Here is a 25821-nt window from a genome sequence, read left to right as displayed (position 1 = left end):
CATTGCGGTTGAAATTAGCATTATGCCATAATAGCATAGGAGAGGTGAATATCGCTTGAAATATTTTATTTACTTTATTGTTATCGTAGCGTTTTTAGATACATTTTCACAATTACCTATTATGAGTACTTTCGCTCAAAGTCTTGGAGGAACCCCTCTTGTTATCGGGCTAGTTATCGGTATGTACTCATTCGCTAATATGATCGGTAATATTATCGCTGGAGCCGCTGTCGATAAATTTGGTGCAAAAAAAATCCTTTATATAAGCATGGGAATTACGAGTTTCATAGTCTTGTTATACACCGTTGTTCAAAGTGGTGAACAACTATTAGTTGTGCGCTTTATGCACGGTTTTAGTGACGGATTTTTAATTCCTGCTGCCTTTACGTTTTTATCAAAGCAAACGAATTCAGCAAGGCAAGGTAAAGCAATGGCTCTATCTGGTGCCGCTGTTGGAACAGCTGCAATCGTAGGACCTGCTTTCAGCGGCATTATGAAAGCAACAGCTGGTATAGAGTGGGTGTTCATTACTATTTCTATTTTAATGGTCCTTGGTACAATCGTATCTCTATTCTTCTTACCAAATAACGTATCAAGAAAAGATACATCAAGAACACAAATGATGAACAAAGAAGATATGATTGAACTATTGAAATCAGAACCGTTATTACAAGCATATATTGGTGCTTTCACACTAATGTTTTCACAAGGGATTGTCACTTATATGTTACCAGTAAAAGTTGAGGCATTAGCACTTAAAGCATCTACAACAGGCATGATGTTAAGTGTATTCGGAATTACCGCTATCCTCTTCTTCTTACTGCCAACAAATCGCATTTACGATCGATTTAATCGTTCCAAACTAATGCTAATCGGGATTGCAGTAATGGCACTAGCGTTATCTTTACTCGGATTATTTGCAACAAAAGGCATGCTCTTTATCGTTATGATAATTTATGGAATTGGATTCGCTATCCTCTTCCCAGCAATTAATGCTTTACTTGTTGAAAATACAACAGATAGTAACCGAGGGAAAGCATTCGGATTGTTTTATGCATTCTTCTCGTTAGGAGTTGTTGCTGGCTCCTTTACAGTCGGAGCAATCGGAGCATCACCTAGCGCTAGCTTCGTTATCGGAACTGCATTCTTGTTAACATTTGCTGGAATGATTTTTGTAAGAAGCAAAGTAAAAAAGACAATGATGGGTTAATTCCATCATTGTCTTTTTTAAAATGCATATTGATATAACCCGTAATATAATGGCAGCGTTGGGATAATACCAATTAATTTGAATATAAAAGGTAGCGGGTCATCCTTCTCTTCATATAAACGTAAAACAAAAACTGCAGTTAAAGTCCAAATGATGCTAAATACGAAGATGCATTGCCAAACGATCGGCGTCAATATTTGTACATCAAAAACAAATCCAAATAGTCCTATCCATGTAATAATAGACACTACAAAATCAAACTTTTGAATCGGTGTTTGAAACATCCCTCTCACTAGCGAAGTAATAGCTAATATCGCTACAATTACCAAATAAATTTTCCACAACATAATGATAATCTCCTATTCAATTCAACTTTCAACTTTTAACTTTTAACTTTTAACTTTTAACTTTCAATAAACCATATTTAATGAATAATATGGCATTATATTTTTCATAGAAATAATACAACGGATAACAAAATAAGAAGAAAATAAGTACGGTTGGTACATTGTCTATAATAGAAAAATGTTTTACTAGCAATTCTTTAATACTCTCTCCAATAATAATAAACAGTGGGATAACACAGATTGCCGCTAATATTAAACATGGTGTTATCCTCATTTCTTTCAGCTTCACCTTACAATGCGGACACCTTAATGAAAAAGGATGTGGGATGTCGATAATATGTTGTGCAGTAATATTCTCTTCACATTGTGGACATGCAATTGTTTCTTTCATTTGTCCCCCTCCTTTCTACTCATCAAAAAAGAGTTCTATTAAATAGAACTCTTTTTATTGCCTAATATATATTACTTTTGCATATAACCAAGTAATACTGTAAATAAACTTACATATAAAAGCAATACTACATTCTTCCTTTAAAAAAGAAAGTCTATAAATACCGACGATACTTCGACAATTTCCTCGGAAATATTTCCTTTACCCACATAATTTGATACACTACATATGAACAGACAATTGTATTACATAAGCTAAAATAATAACTTAATGTACAAATTAAAAAGCACACTCTTCATATGAAGAATGTGCTTTTATGTTATTAACGTTTAATCCAAACAGCACCTGCAGACTTATCATCTGCCTGTCCAACAACTTGGAATTTAAGTCCAAGGTTTGGAACTTTTCTTCCCGCGTCTGCAATTTGTTTGTTACTATATACTTTTGAATCATCAAAAGTTGTAACACCTTGTAATCCAGAATAGTTAAACTGTCCACGTGTTAATGAATTTGCACTCCATGCGGGTGTTTGATCAAATGAAAAGGCAGCGTCTGCAATTTGCATGCCTGTATTACCATACGCTGGTTTCCCGTTTAAATTACCAACAAACGCTTCTGGATGAGAGTCTACAACACCAAGGAAGCCTTCACCTGGATGTACCCCAACCCAGTTATCTTTGAAACTATCATCTGCATACCAAACGACAAGACCAGTATTATACACCGGACCTTTTCCTGCTTTTAATCCATTATCTGACCCAGCATAGTTTCTCCACTCTAGATAATAATAATGGGGTTTCTGTTCTGTCCCATCAGAAACAACGAATCCATTTAACTTCATTTTAGACTGTCCTTCTGCGTCATCTGAAAATACTACTTGTCCATCAACTGTTACATTTACATTATCCATTGCGAAACCTTTATATGTTAAAGCTGGATCTGTAATATAGTCGAATTGTAGTTTAACTTTCTTCCCTTTAAATTGACTTAAATCGTATGATTTATCAATCCATTTTCCATCTGTTGTATCTTTATCTTCTTGGACTATGTTTTCTCCCAATCTATCAATTAATGTTTTCGTTCCATCTTCAGTTACAGCATGTACTTCGATGAAATCACACTCTGCTTCTAGTTCATAATTCGCTTTATAATCAAATTTCGCATTTGTTCCTTTTGTTAAATCAAAGAATGGTGTTTCTAATGTCGTATGCATATCATCTCCTCTTGTACTATAATATGCATGCTTTCCAAACTCCGGTTTAATTGTTTCAACACTTTTACCTGGTAAGTTAACACGTACAACGCCTGGACGATTGGATTTCGTAACACTTTGATCAATATATGTAGGAACGCCTACACCACTCTTAATTTTATCGTAATCTACTTCTAAAATTTTCGCCCAGTTTCCACCCATATTCTTTTGTAAGAAGTCTTTATTTTGTGGTGAAAAACTAGTTGGCTCTGTTCCTGCGATTTTTCCTGTCCAGCTACCTCCACTCATTAATGACCACGCTTCAACAGGTGAACCAGTTCCAGTATATTTCGTGTCATATTCATCCGGTAAGCCAAGGTCATGTCCAAATTCATGCGCAAATACACCTACTGCACCGTCTTCTGGTTCAATTGTGTAATCATGAGCCGCTACTTTTCCACCAAAGTAATCTACCTTTGATTTTGTACCTTCAATCGCTACTGGATCTGTTGCTAATTTTGAACGATGTGACCAAATCGCATCATCACCTAATTTACCGCCACCAGCTTCTTGACCAACACCAGCATGGATTACCATTAAATGATCAATTACACCGTCAGATTCATCTTGATTACCATCACCATTTGTATCATATCTGTCAAATTGATCAAATTGAGATAAATCTAATCCTTTATCCGCTGCAGCTTTTAATGCTTCTTTCACTAAATCACGCGCACCTTTTGGTCCTTTATTATCGTGACCGCTACTACCATCAGCACCATAATCAGCGGCTTTACCTGGAACAGTTAACCACTCTGTTACATATCCATCCGTCGTATAACTACCGCCAGACTGTTCTTCATAATATTGCTTAAATGTTTTTACTTTCGAACCATCAAATAATGTGTAAGGCTCATTACCAAATAACATTTTTTGATAATGTTCTCTACTAAAGTCTTTCGAATACATATAACCTGGTGTTTGCTCAATATTATTATGTTTATAATCACTAAATTCAACGAGTAACACTAACACTTTATCATTGCGGACAGGTCCACTATATGGAGCTTGTTTCGCCTTAGAAGTTGGAACTTTCCCATCTAATTGCTTTTTATTTGGCTCTGGCTTTTGCTCAGGGCTAACATTTTTTTCAGCTTTCTTTACTTTTTCCTTTTCTTCCATCTTCTTCTCTTTTACCTTTTTCACGAAATCAGATGCTTCTTGATTCGCATCGGGAAGAATTTCTTTATTCGCCTGATCCCCTTGTTTCTTTTCAATATATTGCTCTACGGCCTTTTTTGTCTCTTCTTTAGACGATGCTGGATTAATTGTTCCTCTTTCTTTCAGCGCTTCCGCTAAACGATCTTCTTGAATTAAGTTATGATCAATTGGCGTTGTAGACACACCTTCTTTTGCTGACGTTTCTGCATATGCTAACGGAGCACTCATTACAGCTGAGCATCCGATGAGTGTTGCGATCGTTAATGATGACAACACTTTAAATGGCGCTTTTTTTCTCATTTTAATCATCCCCTTGTATCAATCTTAAACTTCAGATAAAAATATGTAATCTATCCTCCCTTGTATAATAAAAGACATGATTCTATAAGAAATAAGCTTTCTGTTATAGAATCATGCCCTCCAGTTTTCTGGTCAGACCCTCTATCTTTTTATGTCGAAATGTGAAAAATAAAGAGTGATTTGTATATATTAAATAGCTTATATTAAAAATTTAAAAGACAATATGCACAATTGCATGAAAATTCTTTCAAACAAAAAAAGAACCCAAGTTAATTAAACTTGGGTTCTCCATTTCGTATTATTTCTCTTGTGTTTTTTCCCAATCAGCTAAGAATTTCTCAATTCCTTGATCTGTTAATGGGTGCTTCACTAATGAAGCGATTACGTTTGCTGGGATTGTTGCAATATGTGAACCGTTTAATGCTGCTTCTGTTACGTGAACACTATGACGTACAGATGCTGCAATGATTTCTGTTTCAATGCCGTGAATTGCAAAGATTTCTGCGATTTGGCGAATTAAGTCCATACCGTTATGACCGATATCATCTAGGCGACCTAAGAACGGTGAAACGTATGTCGCACCAGCGCGAGCTGCAAGTAATGCTTGCACTGCTGAGAATACTAATGTAACGTTTGTACGAATTCCTAAATCTGAGAATGCTTTTACTGCTTTTAAGCCTTCTGTTGTCATTGGAACTTTTACAACAACATTTGGAGCGATTTTTGCTAACTCTTTTCCTTCTTCAATCATTTTGTCAGCTTCTAAGCTAATTACTTCTGCGCTTACAGGTCCTTCAATAAAGCTGCAAATTTCACGAATACGCTCATGGAAATCTACGCCTTCTTTTGCTACAAGTGATGGGTTTGTCGTTACTCCAGCTACTACGCCTAATGCATTTGCCTCTTTAATTTCGTTAATGTTTGCTGTATCAATAAAAAATTTCATTTGTTATTCTTCCTTCCTAATTTTCATTTTATATTTATTTATTTTTTCTTAATAAGCTCTAATTCAATCGGAATAAATTTGTCCACTTTTTTACCTTGTGTTATCTCTTTTGCTGTTTCCATCGCCTTCTCTCCGATTAATTCCGGTTTTTGAGCGACTGTTGCTGCTATACGCCCATCTTTAACCGCTTTTACAGCATCATCCGTTGCATCAAATCCAACAACGACTACATCCGTTTTACCAGCAGATTTTAATGCCTCAATTGCGCCTAATGCCATTTCATCATTATGAGCAAATACCGCTTTAATATCGCTATTTGCTTGCAAAATATTTTCCATAACAGATAACCCTTTTGCACGATCGAAATCAGCTGCTTGTTTTGCTACTACTTTTAAAGACTTATCAGCTACGTTATGGAATCCTTTCCCACGCTCACGAGCAGCAGACGATCCAGGTATTCCTTCTAACTCAGCGACATTTGTTCCTTCACCAACTACTTCCCGAATGTAATCACTAGCCATTTGACCACCTTCTACATTGTTGGAAGCTATGTGAGAAACAACTTTACCTGAATTTGCAACTCGGTCTACTGTAATAACAGGAACATTGGCTGCATTGGCTGCACTTACCGCTGAAGCAACAGCATCTGAGTCGGTTGGATTAATAACAATTACATCGACACCTTTTTGAATTAAATCTTCAACATCGTTTGTTTGCTTCGCTGCATCATTTTGTGCATCAACAGCAATTAATTCAATGCCGCTATCTTTTGCTTTCTTTTCTGCACCTTTTTTCAACGTGACGAAAAATGGATTATTTAAAGTTGAAACAGAAAATCCAACTTTAATAGTTTTATTTCGACCTTTATCGCTAGAATCCTTTGCCCATTCTGGTGGTTCCATTGAACAACCAGCAGTAACTACCATGATGCATGCAACGAGTATCAGTAACCATTTTTTCATGAATTGCCCCTCCATTACGCTTCTTTTCGACGATCAATTAGTACAGCTAGTAAGATTACAAGTCCTTTTACAACTTGTTGGAAGAAAGAAGATACACCTAATAAATTTAAACCGTTATTTAGTACACCAATAATAAGCACACCGATGAATGTACCAACAATCCATCCTCTTCCACCTGAAAGACTCGTTCCTCCTAACACAACTGCAGCAATTGCATCCAATTCGTAAGAAGTACCAGCAGTCGGCTGTGCAGAATCTAACCTTGATGTTAAGACAATACCTGCAAGCGCTGCCAAAATTCCGGAAAGACCGTAAATCATTACTTTAATTCTCGTAACATTAATACCTGATAAAGCTGCCGTTTCTTCATTTCCACCAATCGCAAACGTACGGCGACCAAACGTTGTTTTCTTTAAAATAAAGTACAGTACTGCAAAAGCGATCATCATTGTAACGGCTGGCACAGGAATACCAAGGAAATAACCACGGCCAAACATTTGGAACATTAAATGATCACCAAGACCAGTGATCGGACGTCCGTCCATATAAACAAGCGTCAACCCGCGAAAAATAGTCATTGTTGCTAAAGTTGCAATAAACGGAGCTACTTTTCCCTTCGCAATAATGATACCGTTTACAATCCCCATTGCAAGACCTGCTAATAATCCAACTACCATTGCAAGGAACGGATCCATGCCACTTGCCATCATTCCGGCAACAAGTGCACTTGATAATGCTAAAATAGAACCTACCGATAAGTCAATACCCCCTGTTAAAATAACGAAGGTCATTCCAAATGCAATGAGTGCATTAATCGATACTTGGCGCAGTATATTAAATAAATTTGGAATTTCAATAAATGCTGGATTTAAAGCTGTAATTACTACGATAATTAATACTAATCCAATTAAAGAACCAAGTTGTTGTAATACATTCCCCTTCTTAGCCATATCTTACTCTCCCCCTGTAGCTAGTGCCATAATAGACTCTTGCGATGCCTGATCTTTCTCTAAAATACCACCGATTTTCCCTTCATGAATGACGAGAACTCGATCACTCATTCCTAAAACTTCTGGAAGCTCAGACGATACCATAATAACGGCATCTCCTTGCTCGGTAAGCTTATTCATAATAGAGTAAATTTCTTTTTTAGCCCCAACATCTACACCTCTCGTTGGTTCATCTAAAATGAGTAACTGCGGATGAATACCTAACCATTTTGCAATTACAATCTTTTGCTGATTTCCACCAGAAAGAGATTTTACAGCTTGCTCTCCGTTTGCTGCTTTCACATTAAGAAGCTTCATCATATCCTCAGTAAATTGCTGTTCTAAACCTTTATTAACAACGCTTCCCTTTGAAAGACTTTCTAAATTTGGTAAAGCTAAATTTTCACGAATCGAAAAATCTAACACAAGCCCTTCAGATTTTCTATCCTCTGTAATAAAGGCAATTCGTTGTCTAATCGCATCAATTGGACTATCAATTTTTACTTCTTGTCCATTCATGAAAATTTTTCCTGAATCGAGCGGTTCATATCCAAATATTGCTTTCATAATATCCGTGCGACCAGCTCCCATCAAGCCCGCAACACCAAGGATTTCACCTTTTCTAACTTGAAACGAAACATTTTCAAATTTCCCCTTTTTCGTTCCGTTTCGCATTTCAAAAATCACTTCGCCAATTTGACTATTTCGTTCTGGATAACGTTCACCAATACTGCGCCCCACCATCATGCTAACTACTTCATCAAATGATGTTTCTGGAATTAATCTCTTCCCTACATATTCTCCATCACGCAAAATCGTAATAGCATCACATATTGAAAAAATTTCTTCCATCCGGTGTGAAATATAAACGAATGAAACGCCCTCTTTACGTAATTTATTAATAACAATAAACAGCGTTTCAATTTCGCGATCTGTTAATGCTGCTGTAGGTTCATCCATAATAATAACGCTCGCCTTTGTCATTAATGCTTTAGCAATTTCAATAATTTGCTGTTGTCCAACTGATAATTCACCTGCTAGCATAGCACCTCTCACATGTAGGCCAAGATCTGCTAATTGTTGCTGGGCAATCGCATTCATTTGACGCGTACGTAAAATGCCCGTTTTCCCATACATTAACTCTTTTCCAAGAAACATATTTTCAGCTACCGTTAAATTCGGTAATATGTTCAACTCTTGATGGATAAATGCAATACCATACTCTTCAGCTTCTTTCGCATTTTTAAAAGTTCGTTCTTTCCCATCAATCATGACTGTTCCACTGTCTTTTTTATATACACCTGTTAAAATCTTCATGAGCGTCGATTTCCCCGCTCCATTTTCCCCCATCAATGCATGAACTTCTCCTGTTTCAATCATAAACTGTGCGTTTTTTAGAACAGGATTACCACTGAACGCTTTTGAAATGTTCTTCATTTCAATATGCATTCTCATCACATCCCTTTATTAAAAAATCACGCCTGCATGTAAAATAACATTCGCATAAGGCGTTGCTTCTCCTGTACGAATAATCGCCTTCGCTCTCTTTGTATGCTCTTTAAATTCCTTATGAGACACATATTCAAATGCTGGCTCTATTAATCGCATCTCAACTTCTTTATTTACCTCTGCATTATTTATAATAACTTCTTCTGCTAACATCACTTTTTCAATTGCCATATCATCAGCAACTACTTGTAATACGTCTAAAAAACTAGGTTTTCCGATTTCAACTGCTAAATCAATTCGTTTTACTCCATCAGGAATAGGTAACCCGCAATCAGCAATTACAATCGTATCTGTATGTCCAAGTGAAGCAAGGACCGCCGCAATTTCACTATTTAATACACCGTGTTTCTTCATCCGACAATCACCTGCACTTCACGTACTCTATCTCTTGTTGGCATACCGCCCTGTGCCCCAAGTTTCGTTACAGAAAGACCACCAGCAATGTTCGCAAAACGAATTGCTTTTTGAAGTATTTCTCCTTCAGAAAGTGCAACTGCTAGCGCGCCGTTAAATGTATCACCAGCTCCAGTCGTATCCACTACGTCTACAGCAATACTTGGAACTTGAACAACTTCCGTTCCGTTATGGAAACGAACACCGTTAGACCCTTCCGTCATCAATAGCTTATTTGGATATTTCGCAAGTAACTCTTCAATTGGTGATGTGAAATCATTTAATACGATGCGACATTCATGTTCATTCGGCGTAATATAAGTCGCTTTTTCTAAAATATCTTCTGATAAGATTTGTGCTGGAGCCGGATTCAACATAACTGGAATGTTATGCTCCTCACAAATAGCCAGAACGTATTTTACTGTTTCAAGCGGAATCTCTAGTTGAAGAACAACCATATCTGCTTTTACAAGAAGGTCTTTTGAACGATCTACAATCGACTCATTTACAAGAGCATTTGCTCCTTGTACGACAACAATACTGTTATCCTCTTCTGCTAAAACGATATGAGCGATTCCTGTCGTCCTATCTGTAACCGGTACCACATAGTCGATAAAAATGCGTTCGTTCTCCAAATTTTTTCTAACTACTGTTCCGTAATCATCATTTCCTACTGCACCAACCATCGCTACATTTGCTCCTAATCTAGCTGCAGCAACTGCTTGGTTGGCCCCTTTTCCTCCTGGTATCGTATGAAACGCTTCACCAATTACTGTTTCTCCTGCTTTCGGCCGTATTTTTGAAACAGCCACTAAGTCCATTGAAATGCTACCTACTACTGCAATATTTGGCATCTGTCTCATCTCCTTACTTCGTTGTATTTCGTTCTATAATTTCAATTGGTAAACGATAGTGTTTTTCTTCTAATGGATTTCCTTCCATCTGCTCTAACAACAATTCTGTTGCAATTTTCCCCATTTCATAAATTGGCTGTGCAACAGTCGTAATAGATGGATACATCATTTCAGTTAAAGAAATTCCATCGAATCCAATAATTTGTAAATCGTTTGGAATAGAAATTCCCTTTTGAAGTGCAGCCTTTACAATACCAATTGCAATTAAATCATTCCCAGCAACAATTCCATCAATATGCGGATATTCTTCTAATAATTCCACCGCTACCTGTTCACTATTAGCTGGATCGAATGTACTCTCTGCAATCATATAAGAAAGATTATTTTGCGTAATAACGTCTACAAAACCTTCAAAACGTTCATTAGCTGTGCTCACATCACGCGGTCCACGAATATGTGCAATATGTTTACACCCTTTGTCTATTAATAACTTTGTCGCCGCCTGGCTCCCTGCATAGTTATCTGCATATACAGTAGGAATGCGCTCATTAAACATACGGTCAATCGCAACAACTGGAATAGACAAATTCATGTAATTAACACTATTTTGTGGATTCGTTGCTACAATAAATCCGTCCACATTATTTTGTCTAAGCACATCAATGTATTGCTTCTCTTTTTCTAAATTTTCATCAGAGTTACAAAGTACAACTGTGTATCCTTGCTTATGTGCTACATCTTCTACAGCACGTGCAACTTCCGGAAAGAATGGATTCACGATATTTGGAACAACTAAGCCAATTAAACGAGACTTTTTATTATATAAAGAACGCGCTACTGTACTAGGCTTATAATCTAGCATTTCAATTGCTCGCTCTACTTTCTTTAATGTATCCTCATGGACATATCCATTTTTATTTAACACTCTGGAAACGGTCGCAACAGATACCCCTGCTAATTTTGCAACGTCTTTAATCGTACTCATTCTCTTTTCTCCTCATTTCATGTAACCGTTTACAGAAAATAATATAACGCATTTATAAAAATACGTCAATCATTTCTAACTAAAAAGCTTTTAAGGTTATACTCAAAAAAAGCATCGCCATAAGGCGATGCTTTTTTATTACGAATATGATACAGTTTTTTCCTTTTCTTCTACAGCAGGCTCTTCAGCATCTTTTTTACGATCAGACAGTTTAATTTTCTGTAAGAAAATCGTAAAGATAGCACCTACTACGATAAATACCAATCCTGTTAAGAATACAGTATGAAGTGAGTCCACTAAAGAGCTTTTCAAAATTGGTACGATGCTATTAGAAAATGCTTCTGGCATTTGTTTTAATGCCTCTGGACTAAATAGCATAGAATATAAACTTTGTGGATCTGTATGAATCATATCTTTAAATTTTGTTACCATTTGTCCCGCTTCTTTTGGGAATGTGTCTAATACAGGTACTAATTTATTTGTTAACGTTGTACCTGAAGTGTTATTCATAATTGATCCTAAAATTGTAATCCCAAAAGTTCCACCGATTTGACGGAAGAATTGACTTGATGATGTTACAACGCCAAGATCTTTTTTCGGGAAGCTTTCTTGTAATGCTAATGTTAATATCGGCATAACAAGACCCATTCCTAAACCGATAACCATCATATAAGAAGTAGCGGTAAGCTTAGTTGTATGCATATCCATCGTTGTTAATAGCCAGAAACCACCAGCCATAATAAGCATCCCTGTAATAATTTGTGGTTTCACACCAATTTTTAATACAAGCTGACCACCAATAATACTCATAACGATCATTGTAATCATCATCGGTGTCATAATCGTTCCTGATTCAGCAGCACTTACGCCTACAATTCCTTGCATAAAGAACGGTACGAACATAATTGCTCCAAACATTCCGATACTCATAAAGAAACCGATCGCATTCAGTAGTGTAAATGTGCGGTTTTTAAAGAAGTGCATCGGTAAAATTGGTTCTTCAGCCTTCGTTTCAACGATAATAAAGCTAACAATACCAATGGCAGCTAGTGCAAATAACCCGATAATTTGCCAAGATCCCCATGCATAATCTTTCCCGCCAAACGTTAACGCAAGTAATAAACTTACAACACCGAGAATCATCGTGAAGATTCCAGCGATATCAATTTTAATTGGTCCTGTTTGTTTATGTGCTTTTAATCCCATTGCAATAAAGATTGTCGCTAAAATACCAACTGGTAAGTTAATATAGAATACCCATCTCCAGTTCACTGCGTCTACAATCCAACCACCAACTTGTGGTCCAATTACAGAAGCAAGACCGTATAAAGCGCCAAAAATCCCTTGCCATTTAGCACGTTCTTTTCCCGTGAACATATCTCCGATAATAATCATAGCCATTGGCATCATAATACCGCCACCAAGACCTTGAATACCACGGAAAATAATTAATTCTGTCATACCGTTTGCCATACCACATAACGCTGAACCAACCATAAAAATAATTAATCCTGCTATATATACGTTACGACGCCCAAGTAAATCCGCTAATTTACCTGCAATCGGTACAACCGTTGTTGATGTTAACATGTAAGCTGTTGTTAACCATGTCATTAAACTTAATCCACCTAGTTCACCGACGATACGCGGCATTGCTGTACCAACGATTGTTCCGTCCAATGCAGCAAATAGCATTGCGATTACTAAACCGATTAACAACAACTTTCTATTCTGATTTTCTTGTTGTTCCATGTAATCTCCTCAATTCCTCTTAGTTTTTCTCTTTTTTCTCTTTTTTCTCTTTTTTCTCTTTTTTCTCTGGTTTCCCGCAAATAATTGTTTCTAGCTTTTCAAAGAGGCGTAACAAATCTTCCCTCTCTTGTAATTCTAAGTGTGAGAAGTACTTTGCAATATGCTCATTACGAGCCGCCATCGCTTCTTCTACTGTAGCTTTCCCCTTCTTCGTTAGCTCAATGACAACAACGCGGCGATCATTATCGTCGTGATAGCGCTCTACTAACCCATGATCAATTAAACGATCAGTCATTACTGTAATCGCACTCGGTTTCACGTACATTTTCTCCGCCAATTGTGTCGCTCTTGAAGCTCCGTAATGATCTAAAATCTTTAAAATATAAAACTGCGGTGGTGTAAGTCCTGATGCTTGCATTTGTTCTAATAGCTCTGTTTGCATTTTCTTTCCTATAGCGAATGTAAGAGCTTGAATCTTATCAATATGAGTCATATCATTTGGCATGTTATCCACCTCTTATTTAAGCAATAAAATATTTAACGTATTTAAATATTAATCCCACAAACAAAATACGTCAACAACTTTCTTTATAAAAACGTTTACATTTTTGTCACAAAGTTGTATAATTTTCGTCGAAGTTAATATTGACAGTCACGGAGAATCGGAGTATATGGCTATGAATCATAAAAAAGGGAACTTTTTTATATTTCATAGCCTTTTTGTATTCTCTCTGTCTTAAAACGCTTCCAATTAATTAGGGGAGGATTTTCATTTTATGTTTTTCACACAATTATTTAAACCTGCGCCCCACGCAGAACGCTTACCAGCTGATCGCACTGATAGCGAATACCGCAAATTGCGTTTGCAAGTATTCTTAGGCATCTTCATCGGTTATGCGGGTTACTACTTTGTTCGAAAAAACTTTTCACTCGCAATGCCATACTTAATCGAACAAGGCTTTAGTAAAGGGGAACTTGGGGTTATCCTTTCAGCAGTATCTATCGCTTACGGATTAAGTAAATTTCTTATGGGTATCGTATCCGATCGTTGTAATCCTCGCTACTTTTTAGCAGCTGGGCTATTTTTATCCGGTATCATTAATATTATTTTCGGCTCATTTTCTTTCATTACAACGAGCATTATACTTATGTTTGTACTTCAGTTTTTAAATGGATGGGTACAAGGTATGGGATGGCCTCCTTGTGGTCGTACGATGGTTCACTGGTTCTCCGTTAGTGAACGTGGTACAAAAATGTCTATTTGGAACGTCGCTCATAATGTCGGCGGCGCGCTTATGCCTTCTCTCGTTACATTAGGCTTATATTTCTTTGCAAATGACTGGAAAAGTATATTTTACTTCCCAGGTATTCTTTCAATTTTAGTGGGGATTTATGTATTAATTACGATGAGAGATACACCTCAATCTTGCGGATTACCTTCTATTGAAGAACATACTGGGGAATATCCATCAGATGAAAAAGTAGCGGACCGTGAACGCGAACTTTCGGTAAAGGAAATTTTATTTAAATACGTATTAAACAATAAGTTTTTATGGTACATCGCTATCGCTAACGTTTTTGTTTATTTCGTTCGTTACGGCGTTGTAGACTGGGCTCCTACTTATTTAGTTGAAGAAAAAAGCTTTACTCATAGTAGCTCACGTACAGCTTATGCTCTATATGAATGGGCCGGTATTCCAGGTACGCTTCTTTGCGGATGGATGAGTGATAAACTATTTAAAGGACGCCGTGCACCTGCTGGTATTTTATTTATGGTCGGTGTATTTATCGCAGTTCTTGTTTACTGGCTAAACCCTCCTGGTAATCCAATGGTTGATAGCATCGCACTTGTCGCAATTGGATTTTTAATTTACGGACCTGTTATGTTAATTGGCCTACACGCTCTTGACTTAGCACCAAAGAAAGCTGCTGGAACTGCCGCTGGGTTAACTGGGTTCTTCGGTTACCTAGGGGGAGCTACTTTTGCTAGCGCAGCTATGGGCTTTATTGTAGATGGATTCGGATGGGACGGCGGATTCATTTTGCTCCTTGCTTCTTGTGTGCTTGCAATGTTCTTCCTTGCTCTTACTTTAAATACAGGATCTACAAAACAAAAACAAGCTTAAACACTAATATTATACTTACAAAAAAAAGAGAGACAGTTCTTCCCAGAACGCCTCTCTTTTTTCTACATATAGTACTTTTTTATTACAAATAATTTATCAATCCAACCCATAATTGTGAGCGTTTTAAAAGGGTTTTTATCCTTATATTACTGCATCTCATCTCTATATAAAAAGATTTTTGAATATTTACTCTTGTCAAACATTGTCACTTTATATTAAAATAGCAACAACATACTAAATATTTAGTCTTTTCAGAAAAGATGGAGGGATAACCATGAAGAATCCACTTCTTCGCATTGAAAACTTACAGACTTCCTTTCGCATACAAGATCAATATCATGCAGCAGTTGATAACGTTTCGTTAACTGTCCATGAAAATGAAATTGTCGCGATAGTTGGTGAATCAGGTTGCGGAAAAAGTGCACTTGCCCTTTCTATTATGCGATTGCATAATGAAGCAAATACAAAATTACAAGGGCAGCTTAACTATAGAGATAAGGATTTACTAACTATGTCAGCCGCAGAGATGAATAAAGTACGCGGATCAAACATCGGTATGATTTTCCAGGAACCTCTTACAGCACTCGATCCTCTTATGACAGTTGGAAAACAAATCGAAGAAAACTTAGACTACCACACAAACCTTTCGAAAGCAGAAAAGAAAGAACGCACCTTAGAACTACTCCATCAAGTTGGTATTCCAAAACCAGAACTTACATATAAACAATACCCTCACGAATTATCTGGCGGAATGAGACAAAGAATTGTTATCGCGATTGCGATTGCTTGTAACCCAGCACTCATTATTGCGGATGAGCCAACAACGGCTCTTGACGTAACCATCCAAGCACAAATTTTAGACTTACTAAAATCTATTCAAGAACAAACGAAAATGGGCATCATTTTAATTACACATGATTTAAGCGTTGTTGCCGAAACAGCTGATCGTATTGTCGTTATGTATGCAGGACAAGTTGTAGAAACAGGAACAGTAGAAGAGATTTTTAATAACCCGCTTCACCCATATACTCGTTCTCTATTAAACTCCATTCCATCTGCGTATGGTGAAAAAGAAAAATTGCATGTAATTCAAGGCGTGGTTCCTTCGTTAGCGAAGCTTCCTCGCACTGGATGTCGATTCCAAGCCCGAATCCCTTGGGTTAGACCAGATCAACATGAGGAAAATCCTGTTTTACATGAAGTAAAACCAGACCATTGGGTACGTTGTACTTGCTATAAGCACTTCAACTTCCAACATAAGAAAGGAGATGACGTAACTCATGGCACTGCTTAAAGTAGAAGATTTAAAAGTACACTTTCCAATTAAAGGCGGTTTCTTCGGACGTACATTAGATTATGTACGAGCTGTCGATGGCGTAAGCTTTGAATTACAACCTGGTGAAACATATGGAATCGTTGGTGAATCAGGTAGCGGCAAATCAACAACTGGTAAAGCAATTATGCACTTAACGAAAGCTACAGGCGGTAACATTCATTTTAATAATAGAGATTTAACGAAATTAAGTCGCTCGGAGCTACGTGAACAACGAAAAGATATCCAAATGATTTTCCAAGATCCGTATTCATCATTAAATCCGAAGAAACGTGTTATCGATATTATTGCCGAACCACTTCGGAATTTTGAAAAGCTCTCACCCGATGAAGAGCGTCGAGCAGTTCAAGAATACCTTGATAAAGTTGGGTTAAATCCAGAGTCTATTTATAAATACCCACATGAATTTTCCGGTGGGCAGAGACAGCGAATTGGTATTGCACGCGCTCTTACATTAAAACCGAAGCTTATTATTGCTGATGAACCAGTATCTGCACTTGACGTGTCGGTACAAGCGCAAGTTTTAAACTTCTTACAAGATTTACAATCTGAACTTGGATTAACGTACCTATTCATAAGTCACGATTTAGGCGTAATTCGTCATATGTGTGATCGCATCGGTGTAATGTATCGAGGGCGCATTGTCGAAGAAGCAACTAGTGCAGAAATTTATAGTAATCCGCAACATATTTATACGAAGCGCCTAATATCTGCAATTCCTGATATTCGTCCTGAAAACAGAGAGAGACAGCGTAAGCTCCGTCAACAAGTAAGCTCTGAATACGAGAAATCATACGAAAATTATTTCAATGAAAACGGTCGGGCTTATGACTTAAAAGCAATCTCGCCAACGCACCGGGTGGCATTACCATAAGGGAGTGATAAAACATGTGGAAGTTTATATTACGGAGATTTTTAGTGATGATCCCGCAATTATTCGTGTTAAGTGTACTTGTCTTTCTACTAGCTAAGGCAATGCCAGGCGATGCCTTAACTGGCAAAGCAATGAATCCAAAAGCGGATCCAAAAGTGATTGAAGAACAGCGAGAAAAGCTTGGATTAAATGACCCAGTTACAACACAATATGTTCGCTGGATTAAAAATGCAGCCCAAGGTGACTTTGGTATTTCCTATGCACATAAAATGAAAGTAACCGATTTAATTGGAGAACGACTTGGAAACACAGTATCTTTAGCACTTGTCATTCTTATTCTTACTTATTTAATTGCAATACCACTCGGAGTTATAAGTGGGCGTTGGAATGATACCTGGGCTGATCGACTCATTACCCTTTACAACTATCTAGGTTTTGCTACACCACTATTTATATTTGCACTAGTTATGCTCTTCCTATTCGGATTTAAGTTTGCAATATTCCCAACCGGCGGTAGCGTAGATCCTCAAGTTGCAACAGGTACATTTGCTTACTATTTAAGCAAATTGAATCACATGCTACTACCAGCTTTATCCGGGGCATTAATCGCAACAGTTGGTACTGTTCAATATTTACGAAGCGAAATTATTGATACGAAACATAAAGATTTTGTTCGTACAGTAAGAGCAAAAGGTGTTCCAGAATCAAAAATCTATTCTAGACATATTTTACGAAATTCATTCTTACCAATTGCAGCCTTCTTAGGCTATGAAATTACAGGATTAGTTGGCGGTGCCATCTTTTTAGAAAGTATTTTTAGCTATCCAGGAATTGGACAACTATTTATACAATCTATCTCTCAACGTGATTTTAGTGTAATAACTACACTCGTTATGTTTACTGGATTTGCAACGTTACTTGGAACTCTCCTTTCAGATATTATTCTAAGCATCGTCGATCCACGTATTCGTATTGATTAAAGAAAGGAGATGACGTTATGTTAGCAAACCCTGAAAAACAAACTGAAGTTATTCATTACGAAAAAAGCCCTTCTGGTTTCTCTATTATGTGGCGAGAACTTCGTAAAGATAAATTAGCAATGTTTTCACTTATTTTCCTAGCAATCTTATTAGTAGCAGTCTACGCAACATCTTTTATTATGAAACAAGAAGATATTGTACGAGTTGATTTATTCGCTATTTATGCTCCTCCCTCTGCTGAACATTGGTTAGGAACAGATTACGGAGGACGCGACATTTTCGGCCAACTTATTATTGGTACACGTAACTCCTTTACAATTGGATTAGCAATTACTATTCTTTCTTGTTTAATTGGTCTTTCAATTGGATTAATTGCCGGGTATTTTGGAGGAGCTATTGATAATATCATTATGCGCATTATCGACTTTGTTATGGTTTTACCATTTTTAATGCTTGTAATTGTATTTATTACACTTGTTCCTACATTCAATATCTTTACTTTCATTTTAATTATGAGCGTGTTCTTATGGACAGGAAAGGCCAGATTAATTCGCTCAAAAGTATTAACTGAAAAAGAACTAGATTATGTCTCTGCATCTAAAACTTTAGGAACACCAAACTGGAAAATCATTCTTTTCCAAGTACTACCTAACTTAAGCTCAATTATCATTGTTAGTGTTACATTAAATCTTGCTGGAAACATCGGTATTGAATCTGGTCTAACTTTCTTAGGATTTGGTCTACCAGAAAGTACACCAAGCCTTGGTACACTTGTTAGTTATGCTAGAAATCCAGATGTATTACAAGAGAAATGGTGGATTTGGTTACCCGCATCAATCATGATTTTAGCATTGATGCTGTGTATAAATTTTATTGGTCAAGCGCTACGTCGTTCGGCCGACGCAAGACAAAGAAAAGGATAAGGGGTGGAAGAAATGACAAATAAGCCAAAATTTTTCAAAGTATTAAGTACACTTGCGGTTTCAACATTACTACTTTCAGCATGTGGGGGCAGTGGTGGTAGTGAAAAAACGAGCAGCACAAAAAAAGTAGATACAAATAAATTTAGTGCATCTGTTAAAAATGATAAAAAGGAAATTAAAGATGGTTCATTAACATATGGTCTTGTTTCTAACACACCATTTGAAGGACTTTTGAACTTCGCTGTATATGAAGGAGATCCTGATAACCAGGTCATTACAATTTTCGATGAATCTTTATTATCAAATGACGAAAACTGGGAATACACGAATGATGGTGCTGCTACATATGAAATTTCTAAAGATAAAAAGACAATTACACTTAAAATTAAAGATAATGTAAAATGGCATGATGGAAACCCTGTTACTGCTGAGGATTTAGAATACTCTTATCTAGTGATTGGTAACAAACAATATGCCGGTTCTCGCTATGACACTCAAATGCAAATGATTGAAGGTATGGAAGATTACCATAATGGAAAAGCCGAAAAAATTTCAGGTATAAAGGTAACGGATCCAAAAACAATTTCGATTACGTTTAAAGAACCGAATCCTTCAGTGAAAACTGGGCTTTGGACATACCCTCTTCATAAGAAATACTTAGGAGATGTACCAATCGATAAATTAGCAGAATCTGATAAAATCCGTAAAAACCCAATTGGTTTCGGACCTTTTAAAGTGAAGAAAATTACGCCAGGTGAAGCTGTTGAATTTGAACGTTTTGATGATTATTATGGCGGAAAACCAAAACTAAAAAGTATGGTTTTAAAAGTTGTTAACCCTTCCGTTGTTAACGCGTCCTTAAAAAATGGTGATATTGACATTGCTGAAGTAAGTGCAGATCAGTATCCAAATGTAAGTACATTAAAAAATGCACAATTAGTCGGTAAAACTGATTTATACTATAGCTATATCGGTTTTAAATTAGGCCATATGGATAAAGAAAAAGAAGAAGTAGTAATGGATAAGGAGAAATTTAAAGATGTTCGTGTACGTCAAGCAATGGCGTATGCTATCGATCGAAAAGAAATTGGTGAAAAATTATATCACGGCCTACGTTATCCGGCTAACTCACCAATCCCACCATCTCTACCAAAATATCATAACAATAAAGCTGGTGCCTATGATAAAGATATAGAGAAAGCTAAAAAATTATTAGATGAAGCTGGCTATAAAGATACGAACGGAGATGGATTCCGTGAAGATCCGAATGGTAAAGAATTTAAAGCTAATTTCTTATCAATGAGTGGTAGCGATGTAAGTGAACCACTTGCAAAATTCTTTATTCAATCTTGGAAAGACATCGGCCTAAAAGTAGAGCTTCTTGATGGTCGCTTACATGAATTTAACTCATTCTACGATATGATTAAAAAAGATGATCCAAAAGTTGATCTTTTCGCGGCAGCTTGGGGAACTGGATCTGACCCAGATCCTTCTGGTATTTGGGCTAAAGATGCAGCGTTCAATTACCCACGTTGGGCTACTGACAAAAACACAGAATTATTAAAACAAGGTATTTCTCCAGAAGCTGCTGATGAAAAGTACCGTAAAGATGTCTACGATAAATGGCAAAAATTAGTTCATGACGAAGTACCATTAATTCCACTTCATTATAAATTTGACTTAAAAGGTGTAAATAATCGCGTAAAAGATTATAAATATACACCAGAAGATCAATACAAGTGGGGTAAAGTTAGCGTAACAAGCGATAAAGCAGAAACAGAGAAATAAGAAAATAGCTCCTAGCACTAAGATACATGCTAGGAGCTATTTTTTATTTATAATACTTCTCTTGCTATTAATAACAACCAATTCCTTCCCTACTCTAAAATTAAAAGATTTGATGAACCATCTTTATTAAAATAGCTAACGTAACAGATGCAGTAAATCCGCCTAAACAAATTAAGCTTACCCCTTGGCTATATGATAAATTTTGCAATAATTTCATTACTTCCATCCTCCCTATCTCCCCTTTGATACTCTTATTTTACCAATGGGAAAAATTTCATAACATCGATTTTTCTGACAACAAACTTACAAATTTGTAAGTTAACGATTTCCCTTTAAACTTATATATCTAGTATGTCCGCACTCTCCCTCTTTATACGCAAAAAAAGACCTCAAATTATATCAAGGTCTTGCTTACACTACATAATATCTCACTCAACTTATTTTATCCTGCTATTCGCCGGGCAGTAAGACCCCCACCTCAAAATTCAGTGAAAGCAAAGAAGTTAGGTGGTGGATGAACAAAACCCCCACTGATTAAAGCTTCACTTTATAATCATAACCGGGCATTTCACACGCTTTGCTATTTTATGACTTACACTACCAAGCACCATCTCTTGCAGTGTATTTAGCCCTCTACTCCCAGCAATAATAAGATCTATATCTCCTGTATTTACATATTGAACAATCGTATCTCCTGGATCGCCATGTAGAATCGTAATTTTGTAGGAAATGTTCTCTTTCTTTAATAAACCCTCAATCTCTTTTAATTTATCTTTTCGACTAGCTGATATTGTTTCTAAATCCGTTTGTCCTTGTATAATATCTGACTTTGCCGTTCTATTATCTACTACGTACACAACTTCAACATGTGTTTCTTCGTTAAATTTCGCAATATATGTTGCATGCTCGGCTGCTCGAAGTGCATGTTCAGAACCATCGCATGCTAATAAAATTTGTTTGTACATATGCTGAATCCCCTTTTCGTTATCCTACCCGTATTATATAATAAAGCCCCCTAAAAAGGAGGCTTCTAACTAGCAATTCTCTTATTATAAGTAGCTAAATTCGCAACGAGCTTCGAGCTACGTTCATTTAACCCTGTGATCCTTACTTTCACACCGTTCTGTTCATATTTCATGATAACCTTATCAATTGCCGCTACTGCTGAATCATCCCATACGTGTGCGTTAGTAAAGTTCATCTCAATTTCTTTCACATTTTCATTGTATGAAAAAGCATTTATATACTCTGCCGTAGATGCGAAGAATAGTTGGCCGTGAATTTCGTATATTTTCTTATTTTCAATATACAAATGTTTCACGTGAATCTTTGCCATATTGAATGCAAATAAAACTGCACTAATTATCGTTCCGATAATTACACCTAATCCTAAATTATGTGTAATTAGGACAATCACAACTGTTACGATCATAACAAATGCGTTTCCTTTTGGTACTTTATGAATCGTCGCTACAGAGTTCCAATCAAACGTCCCAATCGAAACCATAATCATAACTGCAACTAAAGCTGCCATCGGAATATGAACAACGTAATCACCTAAAACAAATAGCAATACGATTAAAAAACCACCGGCTACAAACGTCGATAATCTCCCGCGACCACCTGATTTAATGTTAATAACAGATTGTCCAATCATTGCACATCCTGCCATTCCTCCGAAGAAACCAGCAACAACGTTCGCAATCCCTTGTCCACGTGCCTCTTTATGCTTATTACTTTCCGTATGTGTCATATCGTCTAAAACCGACGCCGTTAATAATGACTCTAGTAAACCTATAACCGCTAGCATAACTGAATACGGTAAAATAATTGCTAATGTCTCAAGTGTAAATGGAACATCAGGAATACTAAAGAACGGTAATTCTTTCGGTAAGCTTCCCATATCCCCTACTGTTTTCAACTGTAATCCGCTCATAAGTGCAATGCTTGTCACAATAATAATTGAAATAAGTGTAGACGGAACAGCCGTCGTAATACGTGGAAATAAATATATAATTGCAAGTCCTAATGCGACAAGTGCATACATTTGCCAAGTTGCATTTTTAAAATGCGGCAATTGCGCTGTAAAAACTAAAATTCCAAGTGAATTTAAAAAACCACTCATAACGGATTTAGGAACAAACTTCATAAATGAGCTCAGCTTGAACACTCCAAAAATAATTTGAACAATACCTGTTACTATTGTCACAGCAAATAAATATTGCAAACCATGATCCTTAACGAGCGTCACCATTAATAATGCCATCGCACCCGTTGCCGCCGAGATCATCCCTGGTCTTCCGCCGACAAACGAAATTGTAACCGCAATACAAAAAGCGGCGTATAACCCAACGGTCGGATCTACACCTGCAATAACAGAGAAAGCAATCGCTTCAGGAATTAACGCTAAAGCAACAACAATTCCTGACAGCACATCCCCTCTCATATTTGAGAACCATTCATTTTTTATAGTTTGAAACAAAGTAACACTCCTCCACTCTTTTATCATTTGATTTTCTCCATAAGAAAATCAAGGCCGACTGCACGAAGGCTATTATATAACGAGCAAAGGATGTTGTGCTATGTAAAAGTTTCCTAAAGAAAAGACGCTACCTTAGCAGCGTCTTTTCTCATTTCATTAATGTCCACCGTGACCTTGACCACTTTCCTGAACAATTTCTAACCTCTCATCCAATATACCTTGTGTTTCAAATGAAACATCACTACTACTTCCTAATAGGAAACCATGGTTATATGGTCCAAGTGTTGGATCATCTTTAAACTTCGGCTGAATAGTAGCAAGGAAGTCATAAACTGGTTGTGAAGCTTTTCCTTCCTCAAGCAAAACAACAGGGGCATGTTTACCCATATGTGAAAACGGTGCTCCCGCAATTGCTAAGTCTGGTGTTTTGCTTGAAACAAATGACAAACCGTGACCTGGTTTTGTGAATCCCCAGCCAAATTTCGTTTTTTCATCTTTAAATTTCGCAAATGCAACCGAATTTTCTGTTGGAGTCTCCCCACTAATACGCGTTACTTTCCCGTATTTACTTAACTCTTTTTCTACTTCTTTCGAAACGATTTTTTCTGGTCCTAACACATATATATTCGCTTTATCTTTTCTCGTCTTTAATGCCTCTATTGTCGCTTCTGGCACTTTATTTTTTTCAGTATATAGAAGAGGTTCTGGCATATGAGAAATCCAATTTACAGCTGGTGTTGTATATAAACGTCCTTCTTCTTCAGACGAACCGATAATAACGCTATTTGGATAATTTCCTGTTATATCGGCATATTCTTTATCAACATCTTTAGCAAATTTAGCTGGGTCCGTTTCTTTTATTTGCTTTACTTTATATTCTTTTAATTGCTCTAGGCTAGATGCCCCTATATCCCCCATCACCATAATTTGCGTTCCATCTTTCGTTCCGAGCGGATTTAATCGTTTTATTTCTTTTAACGTCATTTCGGGTACCTTTTCTTTTTCTATAAATAAAATCGGTCCGTTATTCGGGTGATGAATAAGATCCGCACTTGCAATACCTAATTGCCACTCGTTCACTGGCACTAAAATAATAGCGCCTGGCTGATTCTCTTTATGCGTTGCTGGCCATATCGTTTGCGAAGTTAATACTGCCATTTGCAGAGGATCATTTGTATTTAATCTCGTTACATTTTTTAAACTTGTCGTTAATAAATCATTCGATGCACCTTGATTCATTTCTTTCGGCGCAATTACCTCCTGATTCATTTTCATTTCCTTTTGCTCTGTTTTCTTCTCTTCTGTAGATTCATGATTTTTATGATCTGTACTCGTTTGTCCGCATGCCGCAAGACCGACTGCTGCAATTATTGTTATCCCCAAAATTCGGGTCATCTTTTTCACTATATCGCCTCCGTATTATTCGTTTTCGAGCCAATATTATTACCTAAAATGGAATTTCAACTTTACAATAACAAGCAATTCTGAAGAAATTATGCAGATGCATTATAATCTGCACCATTTCTTCATGATTTTGACTTACAATTTAAGTAATAACTACAAATGCGGAGGTACTCTATGATCGATATACTACTCGTAGATGATGAACCGAGAATGCTTGAATTATTAACGCTTTATCTTACTCCAATCGGATATAACTGCGTATGTGCAGTATCCGGAGAAGAAGCTATTTCACATATAGAAAATCGAAACTTCAAATTTGTTTTACTCGATATTATGATGCCAAAGATGGATGGGTGGGAAACTTGCAAAAGAATTCGATCATTTAGTAACGTTCCTATCATTATGGTAACTGCTCGTGATCAAACGGTAGATGTCGTTCAAGGGTTAAAACTTGGAGCAGATGATTACGTGACGAAACCCTTCCACGAAGAGGAGCTCTTCGCAAGAATTGAAGCTGTTTTACGCCGAACCAATCAACATGCACAAATCCAATATCACGGCATTTTATGGGATGAGGCCAAGCATTTCATTTCTGTCCATAATGAAGAACTTCTTCTCACCCCAATCGAATTCTCTTTACTCGGATTATTTTTACGTCATGTGAACTACGTATTAAGCCGTGATCAGCTCATTGAACGAATTTGGGGATTAAATACAAATACAGAAGATAGAACAGTCGATTCACATATTCGTAATTTACGTGATAAATTACGAAAAGTAAATTTCCCCATTGATCACCATTTAAAAACTGTTTACGGAGTAGGATATCGATGGATTGATATTGAAAACTAAGGAGCAAA

24 protein-coding genes are annotated in these 25821 nt (G+C 36.8%); 8 read left to right on the top strand and 16 right to left on the bottom strand.

The annotated features are described in order from the left end of the window. The first annotated feature begins 55 nt into the window (after positions 1–55). Positions 56–1210, top strand: a complete 1155-nt coding sequence (locus tag NSQ08_RS01950) for an MFS transporter (protein ID WP_002140391.1) — start codon at positions 56–58, stop codon at positions 1208–1210. Positions 1211–1227: 17 nt separating this feature from the next. Here the strand turns inward: NSQ08_RS01950 and NSQ08_RS01945 are convergent, their stop codons facing one another. The 12 genes from NSQ08_RS01945 to NSQ08_RS01890 form a co-directional block, all read right to left on the bottom strand. Next, entirely contained in the window at positions 1228–1557 is a 330-nt protein-coding gene (locus NSQ08_RS01945) for a hypothetical protein (RefSeq protein ID WP_012260316.1), read from the bottom strand. Between the two features lie 49 nt (positions 1558–1606). After that, positions 1607–1948, bottom strand: coding sequence for a hypothetical protein (locus NSQ08_RS01940; RefSeq protein ID WP_002029794.1), 342 nt, complete (start codon positions 1946–1948; stop codon positions 1607–1609). 322 nt (positions 1949–2270) lie between these two features. Next, positions 2271–4661, bottom strand: a complete 2391-nt coding sequence (gene inhA2 / locus NSQ08_RS01935) for a M6 family metalloprotease immune inhibitor InhA2 (protein ID WP_012260315.1) — start codon at positions 4659–4661, stop codon at positions 2271–2273. A 298-nt stretch (positions 4662–4959) separates the two neighbouring features. Next, entirely contained in the window at positions 4960–5607 is a 648-nt protein-coding gene (gene fsa / locus NSQ08_RS01930; protein ID WP_000667669.1) for a fructose-6-phosphate aldolase, read from the bottom strand. A gap of 38 nt (positions 5608–5645) precedes the next feature. After that, positions 5646–6569: a ribose ABC transporter substrate-binding protein RbsB gene (rbsB, locus tag NSQ08_RS01925; RefSeq protein ID WP_340770903.1), complete on the bottom strand. Its 924-nt coding sequence runs from the start codon at positions 6567–6569 to the stop codon at positions 5646–5648. Between the two features lie 14 nt (positions 6570–6583). Further along, the gene (locus tag NSQ08_RS01920; RefSeq protein ID WP_340770900.1) at positions 6584–7519 is read right to left on the bottom strand and encodes an ABC transporter permease subunit; all 936 of its coding nucleotides are present in this window, start codon (positions 7517–7519) and stop codon (positions 6584–6586) included. A gap of 3 nt (positions 7520–7522) precedes the next feature. Then, positions 7523–9007, bottom strand: a complete 1485-nt coding sequence (gene rbsA / locus NSQ08_RS01915) for a ribose ABC transporter ATP-binding protein RbsA (RefSeq protein WP_002029800.1) — start codon at positions 9005–9007, stop codon at positions 7523–7525. An 18-nt stretch (positions 9008–9025) separates the two neighbouring features. Beyond that, positions 9026–9421: a D-ribose pyranase gene (gene rbsD, locus NSQ08_RS01910; RefSeq protein WP_002125248.1), complete on the bottom strand. Its 396-nt coding sequence runs from the start codon at positions 9419–9421 to the stop codon at positions 9026–9028. Next, entirely contained in the window at positions 9418–10314 is an 897-nt protein-coding gene (gene rbsK / locus NSQ08_RS01905; protein ID WP_002140386.1) for a ribokinase, read from the bottom strand. The genes rbsD and rbsK overlap by 4 nt, the downstream gene beginning before the upstream one ends. 13 nt (positions 10315–10327) lie before the next feature. Next, positions 10328–11299, bottom strand: a complete 972-nt coding sequence (gene rbsR, locus NSQ08_RS01900; protein ID WP_002029805.1) for a ribose operon transcriptional repressor RbsR — start codon at positions 11297–11299, stop codon at positions 10328–10330. A 138-nt stretch (positions 11300–11437) separates the two neighbouring features. Then, the gene (locus NSQ08_RS01895; protein WP_002029806.1) at positions 11438–13051 is read right to left on the bottom strand and encodes an MDR family MFS transporter; all 1614 of its coding nucleotides are present in this window, start codon (positions 13049–13051) and stop codon (positions 11438–11440) included. Positions 13052–13070: 19 nt separating this feature from the next. After that, on the bottom strand, positions 13071–13556 hold the full coding sequence (locus NSQ08_RS01890) for a MarR family winged helix-turn-helix transcriptional regulator (RefSeq protein WP_002090933.1): 486 nt from the start codon (positions 13554–13556) through the stop codon (positions 13071–13073). 271 nt (positions 13557–13827) lie between these two features. On the opposite strand from NSQ08_RS01890, the gene glpT reads away from it, so the two are divergent. The 6 genes from glpT to opp4A all read left to right on the top strand — a co-directional run bounded on the left by glpT (position 13828) and on the right by opp4A (position 21075). Beyond that, positions 13828–15177, top strand: coding sequence for a glycerol-3-phosphate transporter (gene glpT / locus NSQ08_RS01885; protein ID WP_002029809.1), 1350 nt, complete (start codon positions 13828–13830; stop codon positions 15175–15177). 274 nt (positions 15178–15451) lie between these two features. Further along, positions 15452–16471 (top strand): ABC transporter ATP-binding protein, encoded by a 1020-nt coding sequence (locus tag NSQ08_RS01880; RefSeq protein ID WP_002029810.1) that lies wholly within the window; start codon positions 15452–15454, stop codon positions 16469–16471. Then, positions 16458–17384, top strand: a complete 927-nt coding sequence (locus NSQ08_RS01875) for an ABC transporter ATP-binding protein (RefSeq protein ID WP_033708790.1) — start codon at positions 16458–16460, stop codon at positions 17382–17384. The genes NSQ08_RS01880 and NSQ08_RS01875 overlap by 14 nt, the downstream gene beginning before the upstream one ends. 14 nt (positions 17385–17398) lie before the next feature. Beyond that, positions 17399–18364: an oligopeptide ABC transporter permease gene (gene opp4B, locus NSQ08_RS01870; RefSeq protein ID WP_033655978.1), complete on the top strand. Its 966-nt coding sequence runs from the start codon at positions 17399–17401 to the stop codon at positions 18362–18364. Between the two features lie 17 nt (positions 18365–18381). Then, positions 18382–19287: an ABC transporter permease gene (locus NSQ08_RS01865; protein ID WP_078176720.1), complete on the top strand. Its 906-nt coding sequence runs from the start codon at positions 18382–18384 to the stop codon at positions 19285–19287. Between the two features lie 12 nt (positions 19288–19299). Beyond that, complete coding sequence (gene opp4A, locus NSQ08_RS01860; protein ID WP_033708792.1) at positions 19300–21075, top strand: oligopeptide ABC transporter substrate-binding protein; 1776 nt, start codon at positions 19300–19302, stop codon at positions 21073–21075. Between the two features lie 100 nt (positions 21076–21175). Here the strand turns inward: opp4A and NSQ08_RS01855 are convergent, their stop codons facing one another. From NSQ08_RS01855 to NSQ08_RS01840, 4 genes are all read right to left on the bottom strand, one after another. After that, positions 21176–21301 carry a DUF4027 family protein gene (locus NSQ08_RS01855; RefSeq protein ID WP_002029815.1) on the bottom strand — a complete coding sequence of 42 codons (126 nt, stop codon included), beginning with the start codon at positions 21299–21301 and terminating at the stop codon, positions 21176–21178. A gap of 316 nt (positions 21302–21617) precedes the next feature. Next, on the bottom strand, positions 21618–22040 hold the full coding sequence (locus tag NSQ08_RS01850; RefSeq protein ID WP_002010593.1) for a universal stress protein: 423 nt from the start codon (positions 22038–22040) through the stop codon (positions 21618–21620). A gap of 65 nt (positions 22041–22105) precedes the next feature. Then, on the bottom strand, positions 22106–23557 hold the full coding sequence (locus tag NSQ08_RS01845; RefSeq protein ID WP_002188312.1) for a SulP family inorganic anion transporter: 1452 nt from the start codon (positions 23555–23557) through the stop codon (positions 22106–22108). A 156-nt stretch (positions 23558–23713) separates the two neighbouring features. Next, entirely contained in the window at positions 23714–24961 is a 1248-nt protein-coding gene (locus NSQ08_RS01840; protein WP_033708793.1) for a cell wall-binding repeat-containing protein, read from the bottom strand. Between the two features lie 174 nt (positions 24962–25135). Between NSQ08_RS01840 and NSQ08_RS01835 the strand changes: the two genes are divergently transcribed. Further along, positions 25136–25813 (top strand): response regulator transcription factor, encoded by a 678-nt coding sequence (locus NSQ08_RS01835; protein WP_002029819.1) that lies wholly within the window; start codon positions 25136–25138, stop codon positions 25811–25813. Positions 25814–25821 lie beyond the last annotated feature (8 nt).

Source organism: Bacillus sp. FSL E2-8887 (assembly GCF_038007205.1).
GTDB classification, from domain to species: Bacteria; Bacillota; Bacilli; order Bacillales; family Bacillaceae_G; genus Bacillus_A; species Bacillus_A mycoides.
The sequence above is the reverse complement of the archived record's forward strand: the minus strand, read 5'-3'. Positions and strand labels throughout refer to the sequence as shown.

Excerpts from the sequence above, each read along its gene's own strand:
- NSQ08_RS01945 (WP_012260316.1), bottom strand. The coding sequence starts at position 1,557 with ATGTTGTGGAAAATTTATTTGGTAATTGTAGCGATATTAGCTATTACT.
- NSQ08_RS01940 (WP_002029794.1), bottom strand. The coding sequence starts at position 1,948 with ATGAAAGAAACAATTGCATGTCCACAATGTGAAGAGAATATTACTGCA.
- inhA2 (WP_012260315.1), bottom strand. The coding sequence starts at position 4,661 with ATGAGAAAAAAAGCGCCATTTAAAGTGTTGTCATCATTAACGATCGCA.
- fsa (WP_000667669.1), bottom strand. The coding sequence starts at position 5,607 with ATGAAATTTTTTATTGATACAGCAAACATTAACGAAATTAAAGAGGCA.
- rbsB (WP_340770903.1), bottom strand. The coding sequence starts at position 6,569 with ATGAAAAAATGGTTACTGATACTCGTTGCATGCATCATGGTAGTTACT.
- NSQ08_RS01920 (WP_340770900.1), bottom strand. The coding sequence starts at position 7,519 with ATGGCTAAGAAGGGGAATGTATTACAACAACTTGGTTCTTTAATTGGA.
- rbsA (WP_002029800.1), bottom strand. The coding sequence starts at position 9,007 with ATGCATATTGAAATGAAGAACATTTCAAAAGCGTTCAGTGGTAATCCT.
- rbsD (WP_002125248.1), bottom strand. The coding sequence starts at position 9,421 with ATGAAGAAACACGGTGTATTAAATAGTGAAATTGCGGCGGTCCTTGCT.
- rbsK (WP_002140386.1), bottom strand. The coding sequence starts at position 10,314 with ATGCCAAATATTGCAGTAGTAGGTAGCATTTCAATGGACTTAGTGGCT.
- rbsR (WP_002029805.1), bottom strand. The coding sequence starts at position 11,299 with ATGAGTACGATTAAAGACGTTGCAAAATTAGCAGGGGTATCTGTTGCG.
- NSQ08_RS01895 (WP_002029806.1), bottom strand. The coding sequence starts at position 13,051 with ATGGAACAACAAGAAAATCAGAATAGAAAGTTGTTGTTAATCGGTTTA.
- NSQ08_RS01890 (WP_002090933.1), bottom strand. The coding sequence starts at position 13,556 with ATGCCAAATGATATGACTCATATTGATAAGATTCAAGCTCTTACATTC.
- glpT (WP_002029809.1), top strand. The coding sequence starts at position 13,828 with ATGTTTTTCACACAATTATTTAAACCTGCGCCCCACGCAGAACGCTTA.
- NSQ08_RS01880 (WP_002029810.1), top strand. The coding sequence starts at position 15,452 with ATGAAGAATCCACTTCTTCGCATTGAAAACTTACAGACTTCCTTTCGC.
- NSQ08_RS01875 (WP_033708790.1), top strand. The coding sequence starts at position 16,458 with ATGGCACTGCTTAAAGTAGAAGATTTAAAAGTACACTTTCCAATTAAA.
- opp4B (WP_033655978.1), top strand. The coding sequence starts at position 17,399 with ATGTGGAAGTTTATATTACGGAGATTTTTAGTGATGATCCCGCAATTA.
- NSQ08_RS01865 (WP_078176720.1), top strand. The coding sequence starts at position 18,382 with ATGTTAGCAAACCCTGAAAAACAAACTGAAGTTATTCATTACGAAAAA.
- opp4A (WP_033708792.1), top strand. The coding sequence starts at position 19,300 with ATGACAAATAAGCCAAAATTTTTCAAAGTATTAAGTACACTTGCGGTT.
- NSQ08_RS01855 (WP_002029815.1), bottom strand. The coding sequence starts at position 21,301 with ATGGAAGTAATGAAATTATTGCAAAATTTATCATATAGCCAAGGGGTA.
- NSQ08_RS01850 (WP_002010593.1), bottom strand. The coding sequence starts at position 22,040 with ATGTACAAACAAATTTTATTAGCATGCGATGGTTCTGAACATGCACTT.
- NSQ08_RS01835 (WP_002029819.1), top strand. The coding sequence starts at position 25,136 with ATGATCGATATACTACTCGTAGATGATGAACCGAGAATGCTTGAATTA.